14 protein-coding genes are annotated in these 16,762 nt (G+C 40.4%); all 14 read right to left on the bottom strand.

The window, feature by feature from the left end; all coding sequences use genetic code 11:
• Positions 1-173 precede the first annotated feature (173 nt).
• Positions 174-2,390, bottom strand: a complete 2,217-nt coding sequence (locus tag BLQ13_RS12680; RefSeq protein ID WP_090920082.1) for a LamG-like jellyroll fold domain-containing protein — start codon at positions 2,388-2,390, stop codon at positions 174-176.
• 43 nt (positions 2,391-2,433) lie between these two features.
• The gene (locus tag BLQ13_RS12675) at positions 2,434-3,672 is read right to left on the bottom strand and encodes an SPRY domain-containing protein (protein WP_090920079.1); all 1,239 of its coding nucleotides are present in this window, start codon (positions 3,670-3,672) and stop codon (positions 2,434-2,436) included.
• A gap of 60 nt (positions 3,673-3,732) precedes the next feature.
• Complete coding sequence (locus BLQ13_RS12670; protein ID WP_090920076.1) at positions 3,733-4,941, bottom strand: hypothetical protein; 1,209 nt, start codon at positions 4,939-4,941, stop codon at positions 3,733-3,735.
• 25 nt (positions 4,942-4,966) lie between these two features.
• Complete coding sequence (locus BLQ13_RS12665; protein WP_139168890.1) at positions 4,967-7,108, bottom strand: hypothetical protein; 2,142 nt, start codon at positions 7,106-7,108, stop codon at positions 4,967-4,969.
• A complete protein-coding gene (locus tag BLQ13_RS12660; RefSeq protein WP_090920070.1) occupies positions 7,108-7,794 on the bottom strand; it encodes a hypothetical protein in 687 nt (228 codons plus the stop codon). Before BLQ13_RS12660 ends, BLQ13_RS12665 begins: the two co-directional genes overlap by 1 nt.
• 4 nt (positions 7,795-7,798) lie before the next feature.
• A complete protein-coding gene (locus BLQ13_RS12655; RefSeq protein ID WP_090920067.1) occupies positions 7,799-8,371 on the bottom strand; it encodes a hypothetical protein in 573 nt (190 codons plus the stop codon).
• 32 nt (positions 8,372-8,403) lie between these two features.
• Positions 8,404-9,024 (bottom strand): hypothetical protein, encoded by a 621-nt coding sequence (locus BLQ13_RS12650; protein WP_244159306.1) that lies wholly within the window; start codon positions 9,022-9,024, stop codon positions 8,404-8,406.
• Between the two features lie 84 nt (positions 9,025-9,108).
• Positions 9,109-9,651 carry a hypothetical protein gene (locus tag BLQ13_RS12645; RefSeq protein WP_090920063.1) on the bottom strand — a complete coding sequence of 181 codons (543 nt, stop codon included), beginning with the start codon at positions 9,649-9,651 and terminating at the stop codon, positions 9,109-9,111.
• Positions 9,652-9,672: 21 nt separating this feature from the next.
• Positions 9,673-10,827 carry a hypothetical protein gene (locus BLQ13_RS12640; RefSeq protein ID WP_090920060.1) on the bottom strand — a complete coding sequence of 385 codons (1,155 nt, stop codon included), beginning with the start codon at positions 10,825-10,827 and terminating at the stop codon, positions 9,673-9,675.
• 24 nt (positions 10,828-10,851) lie between these two features.
• A complete protein-coding gene (locus BLQ13_RS28290) occupies positions 10,852-11,340 on the bottom strand; it encodes a PAAR domain-containing protein (protein ID WP_139168889.1) in 489 nt (162 codons plus the stop codon).
• Positions 11,341-11,349: 9 nt separating this feature from the next.
• Entirely contained in the window at positions 11,350-11,991 is a 642-nt protein-coding gene (locus tag BLQ13_RS12635; RefSeq protein WP_090920057.1) for a phage tail family protein, read from the bottom strand.
• A 10-nt stretch (positions 11,992-12,001) separates the two neighbouring features.
• A complete protein-coding gene (locus BLQ13_RS12630; RefSeq protein WP_090920054.1) occupies positions 12,002-12,637 on the bottom strand; it encodes a hypothetical protein in 636 nt (211 codons plus the stop codon).
• 20 nt (positions 12,638-12,657) lie between these two features.
• Positions 12,658-13,275 (bottom strand): phage tail domain-containing protein, encoded by a 618-nt coding sequence (locus BLQ13_RS12625; RefSeq protein ID WP_338060873.1) that lies wholly within the window; start codon positions 13,273-13,275, stop codon positions 12,658-12,660.
• 30 nt (positions 13,276-13,305) lie between these two features.
• Positions 13,306-16,758 (bottom strand): phage tail spike protein, encoded by a 3,453-nt coding sequence (locus BLQ13_RS12620; RefSeq protein ID WP_167375719.1) that lies wholly within the window; start codon positions 16,756-16,758, stop codon positions 13,306-13,308.
• Positions 16,759-16,762: the final 4 nt, after the last annotated feature.

The following is a 16,762-nucleotide window of genomic DNA, read 5'->3' as shown; positions in this document are numbered from 1 at the left end:
ACTATTTTCCCTAATAGCAGATGTCAATGTTGAGGGCAAATCTACGTCTATCTGATTATATAAAACATACTTCGCTCTAAAGCGATTCTCCGGACTTTTAATATGTATATAGCTGTTTAGTGACGTCTCCCCGTTCTTAATTTCACTCACTTCCTGTCTCATTGTATTGAGAGCTACACTCGGTCAGCCTTGACCTTCATCTCAAAAATTCCATTCGGGTCTGGCTTGGCATGAATGTCCGTTGCAATCCGAACATAAAAATCAACACTCTCTTCCGGTTCCATTAATCCGTATGTCAGGTAATCAATCGGCAGAAATGGATCGGCCTGTCTGGATAATTGAACTTCTACTCCACTCGTCTGGAGTTTCTTATCCATCTCGAGATAAACGTGATCCACCGCGTATCCAAGTTGATTTATCAACTTTACTTTTTTCGTCAATGTTGTTTGTCCCGCAATAATCACTTCGTAATCAAGTTGCTTCAGGATGCCGCCAAACGTATCCGAAAGGAAATCGCCAGATTCATCCATAAACATAAGTCCAGAGTAAGTTCCAACAAAACTAAATTCCCGGGAATCTACGGAACCCCAATAATCCTGGAACTCTACTTTCAACGTATTTTCCTTGCCAAAGAGGAACTTCCGTTCATCGATGTTGATCTCAATCTTAAACGGCGAAGGCAGTAAACGTGTAAACTCTCCATCTGCTGGATAATACGACTGGCCATTCAAAAGCACACGATATTTGACTTTACCCTTGTCAGCATCATTCAATATCCCTTGAAGTTTATTACCTGAAAAAGTAAGATCTATGGTTGCTGTTGTATTCAAAAGTTGGAGCGCCATCTGCTGAACTTCTACTGTCTGACGCGGAGCATCTACAACCATCTTCACCTGATCCAAAGCATAGCTGTTTTCATAATGCTCACTGTTATCGAAGTAATACGCGATCCGAGTTAGCCCTGTCAGATCTTGTTCAGGAATCGTGTTTAACGTTTCAACACCCATGCCTTTTCTTTTGAACAATGTCGTGTTCTGGATGTCCAGAGTTACCCACTTATCGAAGCGATACGTTTTCCACGTCAGCCCAGAGTCAAACGAAGCAGCCAGTTTTAAAGTTCCTGCGGTGCGACTGTCAACGATTTTAGAAGCAACCAGCTTTTTTAAATCTCCATATAATTCAATATCAGTTGGCTGTACAATAATCTGCTCAAACGGCAGCGCATCATAAGTTAATGACATATCTCGGGTACCAGCAATAACCTCTTCATCATTAGTCCATGTCACCACGTCAAAATCTCCCTCAAGTTCATCCAATGGGGAGTAGTTTGCTGTGATATTTAGTTCCGCTGACGTTTTGGAGGGATCGTCTGTGTAATAGAGAACATCCACAGTATCACCTAACTCGTCGTAGAGTGTGAACGGTTCGGTTTCGATTGTGATTGTGGATTCCATTTGGTTTGGATCATCGGTGTATTCAATGATTTTGATCTCTTTGTCTTCCCACTCTTCCGCGAGTGTGAAAGGTTTGGTTTCTATGTTGAAGGATACCTCTGTTGTATCTGGATCGTCTGTGTAATAACATAATTCAACCTCTCCTTCAAGTTGTGACCATGCGGATTCAGGGATAGTGGAGATGTCCTGCATTCCAAAAATCTTATAATCAGATTCGGTGACTGTCGAATCCAGAATTCTCCAACCTTCTGAATAATATTTGTATTCCCCCTCACTAAAAACAAGTGTTGTGTTAGGAGCGACTGAAATAACATCGTTATACATCTCAATTTCATCCAGAATACCATTAAAATTAAATCCAGTTTGTGTAACTAGTTTTCCTATTTCAAAATTAGTGACATAAGGTTTTGTCTCTATTCTTAATGGTGCACCTTGAACTTTAGGAGTTATCATATCGTCTACATATAATTTAAAACTGTTCTCATTTATTGTCCCATCCCAAGTGAACAAAACATCGTGCCATTGATTATCACAAACATTAACTGTTGCAATCAAGGACAGATTAACCCCTGTTGTATCAGTTGAATAATAATACAAATATCCCGTGTTAAGTCTTACTCCCACCCTCCAACCAGGATCTTTTATGTCTTTTTGATTGCCCATTATTACAGGATGGACACTGCCATTTGGAATAAAAGATGATTTAACTTTGAATCGAACACTTTTTTTTCCGTATTGTGATACTGGATTAGAAATTTGAATGTAACTGCTTGTTCCATTAAAACTTCTTGCATTGCCTCTAAAACCACTTACTACTGTTGATCCGTTGTTAATACCAACAAATGATCCCTTGCTATCAACTAGGTTTCCCGATGTTTCATCCATTTTGAACCAAGCAACGCCACATCTATTCATATTATCTGTTGTATTTGCCATTGACTTATCTCCTTTCTAAAAATCTATATCCACAGTATTTATTTCAAGTAATTGAAGCTTTCTTGATTGGTATTTTAGTTGTATTAATCTTTTGCTTGAAGACTTTTCCTGATCCAAGATTCTCACTGTTTGTTTTCACAAATTTTACTGTTGATATTTCACTATCCATATATAAAACTTGATCTTTGTTCATTCCATGCTTAATGAAGTCTGCACCATCACTTAAAACCTTCATAATTGGTGGTTGGTAGATCATCATTTTTATCTCACTATAAAAATAGGTTCCACCAACAGTAGGTCTAATGCGATAAAAACGATATTTTTTTGAATTATTTGTTTCATATTCTTTTGTCGAGCTAGGCGACCAAGTGATAGATGCTTTTGTATCTAAATTTACCCAAACAGTATTATCATTACTGGCTTCGAAAACCCATGCAGTAGAAGGAAGATTACCGCTGGAAGCAGAAGATGAGATACTATATTTTTGAATATTTGTAGGTGTATGAAAATCGATTCCAATATACAAAGGATTATTTGTTGGACAAGCAGATGTTCCAACATTACCGTCAAAAGCTTGATATGCATATCCCTGTCCTGTAGCGGGTCCATTTATAAATTCACCCGAATATATTGGAGCAATTGGATTCGCAGATGTATTACTTGTCATTTTGGGAATCGCATTTATATATCCAACCTCTTCAATGCTCTGATATTGATCTTCTGTTGAAATCAATAATTTATAAGAATATTTCAAGTTGTAAGCTTTAAATCCAGAAGGGACACTATATACAAATGGAGTTGCACCAAAGTTTATGCTCACTGTTTTACTACTACCACTGAATGATCCTAGAGTTGGAAAAACTTCACCAAGCAATTTAATGTTGGTATGACTGACTTCCATACTGACACTATTTTTATAAAATTCTAGAGTCCCATTATCTAAGTCAAGCGCAACACCAATCACATTTCCAACATCCCAAACCGTACTATAGGTCGTATTCTCTGGATATTTATTACCAGTGTTCCCGTAATAAGTTCTCCAGTTAGTACTATCAGGAACAAAGTTTCCACTTAATGAAAACTGTTTATTGGATATTCCAATGTGTACATTTCGAACTCCAGCATCATATCTAACTTCCCAATACCACTTGCCATATGACTTTCCATGAGTAGCACGAATCGCTCGATAGTCGGTTGCAGAGACGAACGTCAAATTACCATTGCTCAATGTAAATCCAGAACCCGTATCATTAGGATTCAATGTTACTGGAATAGATTCCATTCTTACTCACATCTCCTTTCAAAACACAAATAGAACACACCGTATATGGTGTGTTCTACATTAACTTAATGTAATTTTATCTATTCTTCGCTTTGACATATCAATTGTGTGTTCAAAGGTTTCACCTGAATCTCGACTATTGGATACTCTTCTTTTATCTACTATTTCATTGATCCTGTAATTAATTTCAATAGCATCGGCTCCATAGGACGATATTGCAGTCTCTTCCAAAGAGTCTATTATAACCATTTTTTTTGCTGGTATCTCTTGTAGTAATAAATCTGAAATATAAGTGAAAGCACCAGTATTATTGTCGGTAATATTTATCCTATAGAACCTAAACTTTTCTCTATTCTTTATTGTGAAATTCATGGTGATTTTTTCAAATAAGAAATTTGTCTTTGAATCTAAAATTACTTGTTCTCCAGTAAACATTCCAGTATTACTGCCTTCAAATGTCCAATCTTTTGGGCTAAGAGTGGGAATTGAAATTGCATAAGCTAGAGAAATCACATAATTATTAACCGCAATTTCTCGACCTATACCAAAATCATATTTCAACCATCCAAATCTAAAATTCTTTGATCTCCAACCTACACCAGTAGGGAGTCTCCTGAAGGCTGAGAATGCAGTTGTCGAACTGTCATAATCACTACTTGAGCTGGCAACACCATAAGGCAGACTATTAGATGTCATAATTGGATTTTCTAATACAGGCAGGCTTAACGTTGAATAGTATTTATCGCCAGATGAAAGTAGCATTTTAGATTTATACGGAATAAAAAATGTTTGCACAGTATTTAATTGAGTGATAGGACTAACGTTGTACCTATATGAAACACTCCCACTCTCATTTATCAACTCAATATCAAAGGGCTTGTCCACCCCTCTGTTAGCGCCTATTGTTGAAGTATCAGGGCGAGGTACGAATTCCATCTTGTAAAGATTCTCTAACGGAACTTTAAACTCAACAGTTATTGTATATGTAGCGCTAGCACTATCTGTAAGCCAATAGCAAAGATCCGTATAAACCCCTGTTTGTTTTTTATTGTTGTCAACAAGGTATGGAAGATAATAATTACTACTTGTAGAATATCCAGCATCAGAGGAGACTAAAAAATTTTGTGTTTCACCGCTAGTTGCACTCGCGGTAATTTGAGTTCCGGAATTTATCATTTCTGTTTCACTCTTATAAAACCTGACTCCACCCAAGGCTGTATATTGAAGAGTTGATTTTTGCAATAAGAATCTGATTCTTTTTATCGCCAATACAGTCATCTCCTTTCTTTTGAAATTATTTTACAGACAAACTTGTAATCTCTATATATTTCTTCAAATTAACTGTTGATTTAAAAACTTCGCCTGATCCTAAATTTCCATTCAGCGTCATTGTTTGATTAAAATTTGTTGACTTTCTATCCAAAACAGATAAATCACTAATTCCTTCACCAATAAAAGTGTTTTCTGATGGTAAAGTTGGTGAAACTACACTCCATCCAGCATTCCATTTTTTATAACTTCCATCATGACTGATGAACGATCTGTACATAGGAAGAACTACAACTTCCATTACTGGTCTAAATCCTGTGGCAGTTGCTGCCGCTATATAAGCTGATGGATTGTATCCGCTTGCTCCTGCATTGCCATTAGCACCCCTACCAGTTCTGTTAGCTGATCCAGCGGCATTGGTCGTTGAAGTCCAAGAAGCACCACCATTATAATTCCACACATTGTTATCTCCAGCTGTAACTTTTCCATTTAGAGTAGAGTTCACAATGTATCTATCCCACTCATTATCTTTATCTGAAGCATTGATACCACCTGTAAGTAAGCGAATCGAAGTAGACATTTCTTTTAGTTCCGTTAAAGAGACAAGCACACCACTAACCATACCACTTATATTAATAGTATCCCAACTAACACCATTTTGAATGTTTCGATCTGCTACCAGTAATTTGCGACCATTTCGATTCTCAACCATAATGAAATAGAAATCTCCATTCGGTGTTGTAGAGCTTGTAACAGGTATGAAATCTGAAGTTTGCTCTCCTAATCCACTAAAAACACCCACTGTATTTGCTGTGGAAGATTGATAATTACATCTAATCCGTTTTCCTACTTCCAGATCTGCAACATTGCTTACTTCATCTGGATGAAACAGGCGGCCATCTGAGTCAATGTCTACAGCATCCACATCTAATCTCCAATCTCCATTAGTTCCGCTGGCAAGCCTAACCTCATGTACACCTAAAGATAAATTTTTTCTTTCGTAAGTGAGCCGCTGTCTTTGATCCGTTGCAGAAGGTATCTTGGTACTAAATTTTTCTGTTACACCATCAATTTCCACTGACATGTCATCTGCAAAATTAGTCCCTGTACTTGATATAAGCCTAAACTTGGTTCCATAAAATTTAAACCTAACCTCATTGTCGCCTTTTCCTTGAGCAGAATAGTGATGAGTTGAATTATATAGAGTTGATGTCCCTGTTTGAGTCTGAAATATCCAGTTTGTTCCAATGTAAACAATAGCACTATGGCTATCATCATACCGTCTCCATCCCGGTTCTGGAGAAACTAGCTGTTGCCCTATTTGTGCTACTAAATACCCATAATCATCTATGTCAATAGCATCTAGACCATAAACACCATTACCTTTAATGGTGACGGTGTAAGTTCCCAATGGGAGTCCTGACTTTTCATAGTCCATCGACTTATATAATAGAGTTCCGTTTTGAGAAAAAGAGGTACCTTTAACATCATTAATAAAGACTTCTATATTGGTTGAACGATTTGTATTTTTTGCTCCAATCAATCTAAACTTAGTTCCATAGAACTTAAAATTAATCTGTCCTGTAGCATCTTGAATAAATATCGCAGATGTATTATGAAAATTACTATCCGTAGTATTCCGCGCTATATTTCCACTTACCGCTACTTGTGGACTCGAATCATCGATTCTCTTCCATCCTGCTTCTGGCGCTGTTAACGTATATCCATATAAATATCCTGTTTCGTCGATATCAATTGCATCTAATGTGAAATTAATACGATTATGTCCTGTTGCAATAGATACCGTATGAAAGCCAAGATTCAGTCCAAGTTTCTCATAAACTATAGCTTGCTGAAGACTAGATGTACCTACCGCACGAAAGGCAGAATATGTCTCTGTTACCCCATCTATCGTAATCGCGTTATCAGAATGCCTATCTGAATAGAAGTCAGAGATAATTCTAAGTTTTGTTCCCAAGAAAGAAAATGTAACATAGTTGTTATCAACCGCTCGGCTGGTTACTCTTATACTTCCACCATAGTAACCTGCATTTGTTGGAGATGGAGTAGTCCAAGTCCCTGTATACTTTAAACCAGGATGTGTGTCATCATATCGTCTCCATCCTGCTTCTGGTTCTTTGATTTGATCTCCTACTGTCGCCATCATTACACCTCTTTATATTCAAATACTGGACGAAAACCTACTGCCGTATTAGAGTAACTGGAAATTGTGCTCCATAACCTATCTTTGCTGTTTGTTGTATTTTCAGAACGAACAGTTCTACCGCCCGTGGTCCAACCTCCGGGGATAGTTCCTGATAGCGGTATTGTGGTTTCTTTGCACCAAGTCATGCATCTTAAATTCCAAACATCATTTAATGATTTACCAGTAAAAATTATATTTATTGGGAAATTAACCACATACTTATCCCACTCGTTAATCGGGGGCCAAGCCCCATATTCTGTATTAGTTGAAGTCAAGATTTTATTTCCGTTTACATCTGCATATGCAACTCCACCACTCAAACATCGAATGACACCTGATATCCCACTTATTGTACGTGGTGATCCTTCAACAAATTTACTGGAGTTCAACCAATCCCATGTCACCGTATGGCTTACAACTCGATCTGCTATCAATAGTCCTTTATCTACCTTGATCGCATACCAAAAGTACTTGGATGGCATGCTAGCCAACGGATGTCCGGTAACGGCGATCTCGGTATAACCACTTGTACTTCCTCCAAAAATATATCCAGTGACTGTACTATCGTATTTCCAGACAATATAATCACCGATCTTCATATCCTCCACCCGTTCTCTCAATAGCCCGGTCGTTGCAGGAACTGCCATCGAATCACCCCTTCTCTACTCTGATCTGATCTATCTTTTTGAATTTTGCACGCTCAACCTTTTGCTCAAAGACCATTCCTGTTGAAGTGACCGCTTTCTGATCCATCTTTAATGAGTACTTGGTCTTTAAACTAAGCACACCAGAATCACTCTCTATGTAAGGATTACTATACTTGCCCTTCTCCATAAAGTTGTCTATGTAAAAGGTGGATTCCTGTTGCCCAGCAGTAATCTCAATTTTCACCTTGGCGTATTTCGCCTGCGCTTTGGGGACAGCAGGTTGTTCCTGCACTTGCTCATATGCTGTCCATTGAAATCCATCATCCGAAGTACTCCAGTAGATTTGATATTCCGAACCAGCCGAGCTGTTCATCTTTGAAGCTACGCCTTTAAAAGAAGCAAATTTATCCCGAATCAGAATAGGATTAGATTCCCACGAACCGGAGGAAGCATAAATCACATTGCCTTCCACATCGAGTCCCTGTTCCGTGAGTCTTAACTTCTGATCCCGATAAACCGTATTGATAAAAGTACCCATAGACAAATCGATGTCCAACCCAATCTCCTGAATAGCCATCTCCACACACCTCCTGTCTTGTCGAAATTACGTTAGCGAAGATCCCAGTTGATCATTCCTGCGTGGTTAGCTTTCAACGGAGCAACAACTCGATCTATGATCAATCCATTTTTACGAATCACCAACTGACCTGGCAGGTCCATATTCGAAGAGATTTTAATTTGAAAGAATGCACCTTCATTTATGGGTAAAGAGCACACACATTGAAAGCTAATGTTCGCATCGTGCAGATCCATTGTTTTTTTATAGCCAAAATTAAAACACTCAATCGCATTTCTGAAAGCTCCCGATGATTGCCCGCCTGCCAGTCCTCTCATACTTGCTTCAGAAGATCCATTTTTATATTGGATAATATCGTTGTAAACAAAGGTTCTTCCCGTTAAGGGATACTCTTGCCCGTGCGACTCATAAGCAATCGAATAACGATCCATATTAATATGGAAAACTCCATTGGCAACGTTGTAATATGCCTGCGAGCCTTGACCGATAACGCCGAAATATACCAGCTTCTCTTTTTGGATATCGTAAAAGTTCGCTGGGCGCTGTGTCTGGAAATCATATTCGCTTAAATACGTTCCATCGTAATAATCAGCAATCCAAACGTAAGCTTGTGGCACCGGGGAACGAGCATACTGTTTCTGACCTAAGATCACAGATTTACCTCCTTGAATACGTTATAAAAACAGAAAGAGACAGGCCGAATAGCCCGTCCCTTTCATTTTTCTAATCTCCTAACCTTACACGTAACGATATGAAATACGTTTCTTGAATTCCTGTCTACCACTACGAGCATTTAATGGAACCTCACATTGAATGGAAAGCGTCACATAGTTGCCTGCCGCATCTTGAGGTTTACCATTATTGTTAACACCCAAAATCTCTTTCGCTCCCGGTACGAGTGGCGTGGCATACGGTGTACCCGAATGATCTAATGTTGTTTTCCCTGTCGTTCCAATCGGTTTGGAAAAGTCCTTACCTACGCGAGAGCTCTCTTCGTCCAGATCATTTTCCCCAAGGGAGTCCACCTGCACATGGAACCAGTTATTTTTTACAGCTTCAATATCGAATTCTTCCGTATTCCCGTTACCTCCTTTCATGTCTCGTGTGGTAAATGTGCAATCCTCCATTTTGGATACATCTGTGGCTCCACCTTTATTGTTCCAAACATTAAAAATACGAATTTCACTTTTGCTATCGGCATCAATAACTCCGTAATCAAACGGTTCTATAATCTCATTGCTATGTGTTGCATCCATCCAAGTAACAATCGGTTGTGTCATAATCATCATTCTCCTTTAAAGTTATGTTCTAATGGTTAATTGAATTGTAAGGTGCTGCAAACCAAGCCCGGCTTTATTAATCTGCACTCTAAATAGATCTCCTGCTGCAACCTGTTTGGTTGTAAATGAAGCCTTTTTGTCATCGGCGTGCGATAACGCATTAAAATGAATTGGCGTGTCCATAATATCCACCCAGTGAATCAGATCCCTGGATTTCTCTATGACGATTTCCGTCTCCGTTTCTCCATAAACACCACAAAAAGCCCTCACATCCAGAATCTCACCCTGGAATGGGAAAGGCGCCACTACACCGATGATCTCCTGAAAGACATAGGATTCCTTACAAAAGACCACAACGCGGTCCTGGACTTCCAATGGAATCTCATTTAACTTCAGATGTTCGGCTACACTCATCAAACCATCTCGATATGGATTTACAACTTGCAAATTCTGGCCGAACACATCGATCTCAATCCAGTTGTTTCCATCATATCGGTATCGCATGCCATCCTTATACGTCTGAACGGTCCACCCCACTTCCGGGAACGGATACGTATCTCTTAATTCGCGATAATCAGCCACCGGGCTCTTATAAACTAATCGTGTTGTTTGGTAAGCATTCGTAGCTCGGCCAGCTGCTTCCAGCGCCTGATCCGCGGCCTCATTAGCTTCGTCTGTAGCCCGTTTGGCCAAGACTGTTTGTTGAACAGAGTGGCGCACAACTTCCTCTAATCGTTCCATCGCAATCTGTGTCTCATCTAGCTTGCGCTGAGACTCTTCTATGAAGTCTTGTAATGTTTTGACTACATCCGGATTTCGCTTGATCATCGCATAGATTCGGGAAGCAGGGTACATGATGAGTCCCCTGCCTTTATAACGACATAGGTGGACTCTTCCTTCCTGGGAAGCATGGAACTGGATTGTGCCCATTCCGTAGTGAACCAGAAATTCATTCTCGTTCAGCTTTTGTTTCTTTTCAAAAACTTGTTGATCAACTTCAACTAAATTACTAATCGTCACTTTATCCGTTAAAGAAGGGATCTCAAGTAACGTAATCAGACCATTGATAACAGGCAACGAGTCTGTTCGATCCACAAACGGGTCTTCTACGCTTCCTTTACGAGCAATTATCGTAAGCGGATCATGATATTGCATATATGTATGCAGATTCGACAATACCTCACCTCCTTTCGATTACATTCAGTTGGTAAATACGTTACTGCTGCCAGTTGTAATTCTCGCCGATGTTCCCAAAGATGAAAGAGCTGCTGAATTTATGCTTCCGAGAGCTCTACCACCCGCAAATACGGTTGAACTGCCTGATGTCACTCTGCCCTGTCCACTGCCTGATCTTGAAGGACTTATGTTAACATATCGAGTGGAACCATTGCTTGTTGGTACAGCAGGGTTAGCCTCCCACGTATCGGGAACCAGGTCATTTAGACATGCAATCGCTCGCCCGTTCACATAAACGTTTGAAGCAGATACCACTCCTGACGGTGATACAACGGCATTAGTACTCCCACTGCCTGCTGATACCCATACTCCACCGCCCCAGCTCAAGCACGCGCCTGTTTCTTCGTCCCTGTTACTGCAAAAACGTTCAACCCAACGTTCAATGTCATATGTGACATGACCACTCTTAGTTGTCTGGCTTACACTCGAACCGTTATACGCTACTCCTGTCATATCTAACACCTACTGTAATAACTTGAATTGGTATCTGAACTGAATTCCGGCATCTCCACGAATACGCAAAATATTTTTCCCCACAGACAACTGGAGGAATTGATCGTTAAAATCCTTATATCTATATGTGACCGGAAGTGATGTCTCGATGTGCTGTCGATCGTTATCCACATACACTTCTTCATCATGTACCAGATTTTTGAAATGGAACTCTTCACCGTGTCGTGTCTGATTTATGATACGGATTTCACCATTTCCTTGTTTGTGAATCCAAATCTCCGGCTTACAGATCTGGTCACCTTTATTGTATAAAATGAGAACCGGCTCAAATGTAAATGTGATTTCTTGCAATTTGGGCGGTTTGTTCAAATCCGCAGCAGTCAATAATACACGGTACATCAGATAAGGATGATCTACAGCCGTATCTTCATTCATTCCAGGGACAGGCCCATCATTATGGCATGTTTCCCAACTGCTCCATTCCATTTTATCCATCGAATAACGGGTCTGAATGACGATCTGGGAGTTTGCCGTGACATCCTCCTTTACCCAATGTACATGACTTAACACGCCTCCTGATTCAATAGGAATCTGTATAGGCGCAGAAACATATTGACCTTTTTGATGAGTTATTGCTAGCCAATTTGCCATATGAATGCACCTACTCTATCTTTCCAAACGGACGGAACCAGGCCGCAGCACCGATCTCTTTCCATTTTGCAATACGGTGACTTGCCCAAACGGCATTTTTATCATATGTTGTGGTCCCATCCGTTACAGCCCACACAGGTTCCTGATCCCCGGATTCTCCAGCCTGGATGCACAAATAATACCTCCCGTTATCAACAGAGGGCAGAACCATATCATTTTTCTGATAATACGTGCTTGCAGCCCACCCGTTGGTTGCACGAAGATCTTCAAATTCAATGCCTTCGGAGATAGGAAAAACAGGTTCACGGTAACCCGAATATCCGGATTGCACACAGCGATATACATGGCCGTTGTCCACTGTTGGCACAATGTAATCCCCATTCTGATACGAATGTACACTTGTCCATTGCGGTGCAGCCTTGCCTGTTCGAGTGTTTACCCAGCCATAGTAGCTGCCATATACACAATTCGCATTACGAATCATTATATTTTGCGCGTAATCACCCTGGGTTGGAATATCGGTTGCGAAGTCATCTGCGTTTCGATCCAATTTCTCAAAATTTTCACCCAGATCACGAATCGTATTCTCAACCTCATCCGTGAATGCAGGCAGCTTTAATCGAAGCTTGCTTGTATATGTTGACATGTTATCTCTCCTTTCTGAGTTCATCTCAAATCAACCCATTTGGTATGTTCAGGGTAGTCACTCCACTTGGGTTTAACCGTGCTCAGCGTCAAATGACCTTCCGAATTCACAAGGATAGGTTTTGACCCCGTTCCAGCATCAAAATTAGGTTTATGTACAAAATCCTGCCCTTTCCATTCATATCTGCGGGTTGTCATTGCAGGAGAGTAAGCATAAGGCGAATCACACCTGAAGGTTAACGAGATGTATCCTTGTCTTAACCCGTTGTGTATAAGTGTGGCCTCATCAACAGCAAGAGCATAGAATATCTTTTCAGGATTAAGCCCTTCTTCGGTCGTAAACGATAATTCCTGATAATAATCATGCTGCGTCAGCCATCTTGCCACTTCTCTGATTTTGTCTTCATCCCAGCTTTCTTCAAATGCAAACGAAACTGAGAACTGCAAGGGCTCAACCTCTGTTCTTATAAAATAGGGCCGGTCCCTTCCTTTGATTTTTTCCTCCACAATACTCCGGGAAGGGGCAAAACTTTCTTCAAGCATACCGCTGTTCAGATTGACGTTTACAATGCCAAAATCCACAGATTTCCGCCCCGCATAGGAAAAGTAAAGTGCATCCCGAATCGTGATAGTAATCACCTCCTTTCCATAGATATTTTCAATTCAAATCTAATTCAGATCTATGCGTTGACCGTTCAATTTTACGTTACGATTTGCTTTGATCTCTATATCTCCGTCACTCTTCATATGGATCGTTGAACCCGCTTCTGTTTTGAAAATAATCTCTTTGCCGCTTAGCTCAATAGGCGCGGATTCAGACTCTACAATGACTTTGTCATCTGTAAATTTAAGGTTTCTGCCTCGTCCTGTAGACTGCGCTGAATATAACAGTTCAAGCGATCCATTCGGTTTGGTTATGAACGCTTTGCCGTATGCTCTTGCGTCACCCTCCCCCATACTAATTATAGGGTAAGCGGCCTGTCCATCTCCCTCGAAATAAAGCTTCATCTTGGTCTTGTCTGTCATGCTGTACACCATCACTGGCCAACTCGTTGTATCGGTCGTCATCTCACCGGACTGACTCGCATTCCGCCAATACAACTTCCGTCCATCCGATAATGCTTTATGAGTTCCTGTTCCGCTTTGAGCCATACTTGTGAGAAAGGATAGTTCTTTCCCTTCAATCTTGATGTAATTAGACCATCCTTGCACAGCCGAACGTGTTAACGTGGAAACTTTGCCCGAAACGATGGAACTTATAAAACCATCTTCTGCCGTAACCATCTTGGCCGCTATTAATTCTGCATCAATCGCACCTGCCCCCACAATATCCCATTGATTCATGAAAATTTTACGTTGTTCTGAATCAATCAATAATGTGTTCTGGTTATCTGTAATTTTAAGTTTTTTGAATTTGGCCGTACCATCCATGCCGATGGATGCAACAGCATCCTCAAACTCTTCTGCGCCAGCCCAGAATCCTTTTAGCGGGAACATTTTCATTACACCCGTTCCATCTCGCAAGGTAAGTGAAGAACCCTCGATCTCACCATCCTTGAACATGGAGTTTTTAATCTCGGCAGCATCAGCAAACAATTTATTCATCCAGACATTACCATAATAATCCGCGTGAAAAGGAGCCCTCTCCCATACACTTGAGCCAAGAGCTAATCCCTTTTTATCGATGGTAAAGACCTGGTCATCCACACCCGCTTTAACAAATAAATCACCATCTAGCGAAGTACCAAACGTTTTATCAGCTACTCCGTTACGAAAACGTTCAATAACAAATCCTTCATCAGCGGTCATGGAAACCCGGTTAACCTTGGTTGTATCATTACAGTTGGAAGAGGCATACCGATTCAGATAAAATCCAAAGCGATCTGGCTGATCTGAAAGTAACCCAAGCTTAACGACTTCCCTTCCACACCGATCATCAATCATGAGTCTGGACCCTTCAATCGTAAATACACCCGTTGTATCACCAATGACTACTCGTTGCCCCAAAATAATTTTGCCCAGAACCATCTCTGCAATAAGTCCATCTGCTGTGATCGCCGTTTCATATCTCAATCCTCCTGAGCGTGTTAGCCCAAGTGCACCATTAGTCAGACGTAGAAACCGTAGCGGATCATCAGGGTCTGTAATGGTGATTCCCTTGTTGTTAATATCCACCGTGTTATTGACGGACATATTAATTTCATTCGTCACCTTATTCCAGAAGCGATCGAATAGCTTACTCATATCGGATGAATCTACTACAGCCTTGCCCCATTTGGTTTTATTCGTATCCACGACGATTGACGTGTTTTTGGTTTCGTTCAAAAATTTCTCTATTCGGGTAGACTCATCATTTACATTTTTGATGTTGGATAACGTCAGTTTGATCGATGAAGATTCATAGTCATATTGAATTTCACTGATACGTGCAGTCACACTCATACCTATGGAATCATATTTCACATTAACAAAATCGCCGAGATTGAGCTTATCCCAGTTGAACTGTTCCTCTACAATCTCCAGAAAGTTAACGACGTCTATATCTACGGATAGTTGTGGAATTTGTAATTCCTTGAATTTTTCCAAAGCAGCGTCGTACAAATCCTTCTCATCGATATATGTATCCTCGTTAAATTCACGTTCAATGACAAAGTAATCGAGCTCCTGCAACTGCTCTGAGGTAAAATTGTTTTCTGCCGCCAATTGAACCTGGAGCTGTGTAATCTGTTTTTTGACATCACCAATTTTTCCATTAAGGCTGGTGATTTCAAGCTCTTTCAATGAAATTTGGTTCTTCTTCTGATCCAGACTGTAACGCTCCACAATAGCTGCTTCATTCGAAGATGTCTGGTACTCATCCAGATTGATTGAATTGACTTGAATAAAACAATTCGCTGTTCCTCCGTTTAAACTTACATGGATGGAACTTGTTCCTCGATACTTGCCCAGCACAGTCCACTTCCCGGATACCGCGCTAACTCCTGCTCCATTCACGGAAAGATTTACTCCAGTAGCGGGTTCAAGTTTGATCATAACTGCATACGCAAAATCAGCATTTACCTGGAAGGTTCGAGATGTGGTACCCGAGTGAGTGTACTTTTCAAAAAACATTTTATCTGCGAACTGTTGGGACAGCGTTACTTCCTCCAGCACAGCCTCATCATTCTGCAGCTTGTTCAGATCAACCTGTAATGGAATTAACTCTTTCTCGTAAGTCTCCAGTCGGTTCAGATATTGATTAAACTTCTCTCTGTTTGCATCTACCAATGCATTGTAATCCAGTAGCGCGTGACATAACGAATCGGACATCCATAGACTGGAGGAAGTCACCTTACGGGAAGCATCCCGTTCAAATGGGTATAACCAATATCCATAATTCTCAATGTAGTTCTGTCCTGTAGGATTCACCTTTTGAATGCCTAATCCATCTCTACCTGTTGCATACAATCTCGTGACCATTTCTTCGGCACTCGTCTCTCGGTTCATACTTTTTAACAACTTCCCATACCCTACGGTCAATCCCCGATTAATTCCGGTTAGTTCAGGTTTGGTCATGCTGATCAGTCTTTGGTCGGTATCCAAATGAACGATAGCATTATATGTCTCTGCTACTGAAAATACGGCCTCAAGCACGCTATTAGACGAGAAATCAAATGTCCTGTAGCTTAATTTAAAGTCAGCATCCAGAACATCTAGATTCCAAAGAGTATTCGCCAGCAACTCTGTTAATACTTGCTCTGCATGATAAGACTCTGCCAAATAACGATTGATACGCTTGTCCGCCAGTTCTCTAGCCAGAGAGTAACATCGCACATTTAACATGTCAGAATCACCAAGATCATCTTCAAGACTGTTGATGGTGAACCATTCAATATGCGCTCCTTGCACCATTTTAATCAAGTAACGCTCTTTGATTAATTCTACGTTTTTGTTTTTATGCAACACATGGGCTATATCCACGTGATAAGGCAATGAGAAGGACAATTCACTAATATCATTCAAGCGAATACTGAGCGAATCATGGCAGATCTCACTTAGTTTACTAATGATCTCCCGATTCGGTTTGGCCAAGAAATACTGGGGCTGCATAGGCCTTTTCATATAATCTATAATACCTGGCAATGTC

Source organism: Paenibacillus polysaccharolyticus, from assembly GCF_900102085.1.
Classification (GTDB): domain Bacteria; phylum Bacillota; class Bacilli; order Paenibacillales; family Paenibacillaceae; genus Paenibacillus; species Paenibacillus polysaccharolyticus.
This window is presented reverse-complemented; position numbering and strand designations above follow the sequence as displayed.

What these genes read in the sequence shown, in the direction of transcription:
- BLQ13_RS12645 (WP_090920063.1), bottom strand. Translation starts at nt 9,651, where the DNA reads ATGACACAACCGATTGTTACTTGGATGGATGCAACACATAGCAATGAG.
- BLQ13_RS12680 (WP_090920082.1), bottom strand. Translation starts at nt 2,390, where the DNA reads ATGGCAAATACAACAGATAATATGAATAGATGTGGCGTTGCTTGGTTC.
- BLQ13_RS12630 (WP_090920054.1), bottom strand. Translation starts at nt 12,637, where the DNA reads ATGTCAACATATACAAGCAAGCTTCGATTAAAGCTGCCTGCATTCACG.
- BLQ13_RS12660 (WP_090920070.1), bottom strand. Translation starts at nt 7,794, where the DNA reads ATGGCAGTTCCTGCAACGACCGGGCTATTGAGAGAACGGGTGGAGGAT.
- BLQ13_RS12635 (WP_090920057.1), bottom strand. Translation starts at nt 11,991, where the DNA reads ATGGCAAATTGGCTAGCAATAACTCATCAAAAAGGTCAATATGTTTCT.
- BLQ13_RS28290 (WP_139168889.1), bottom strand. Translation starts at nt 11,340, where the DNA reads ATGACAGGAGTAGCGTATAACGGTTCGAGTGTAAGCCAGACAACTAAG.
- BLQ13_RS12665 (WP_139168890.1), bottom strand. Translation starts at nt 7,108, where the DNA reads ATGATGGCGACAGTAGGAGATCAAATCAAAGAACCAGAAGCAGGATGG.
- BLQ13_RS12655 (WP_090920067.1), bottom strand. Translation starts at nt 8,371, where the DNA reads ATGGCTATTCAGGAGATTGGGTTGGACATCGATTTGTCTATGGGTACT.
- BLQ13_RS12675 (WP_090920079.1), bottom strand. Translation starts at nt 3,672, where the DNA reads ATGGAATCTATTCCAGTAACATTGAATCCTAATGATACGGGTTCTGGA.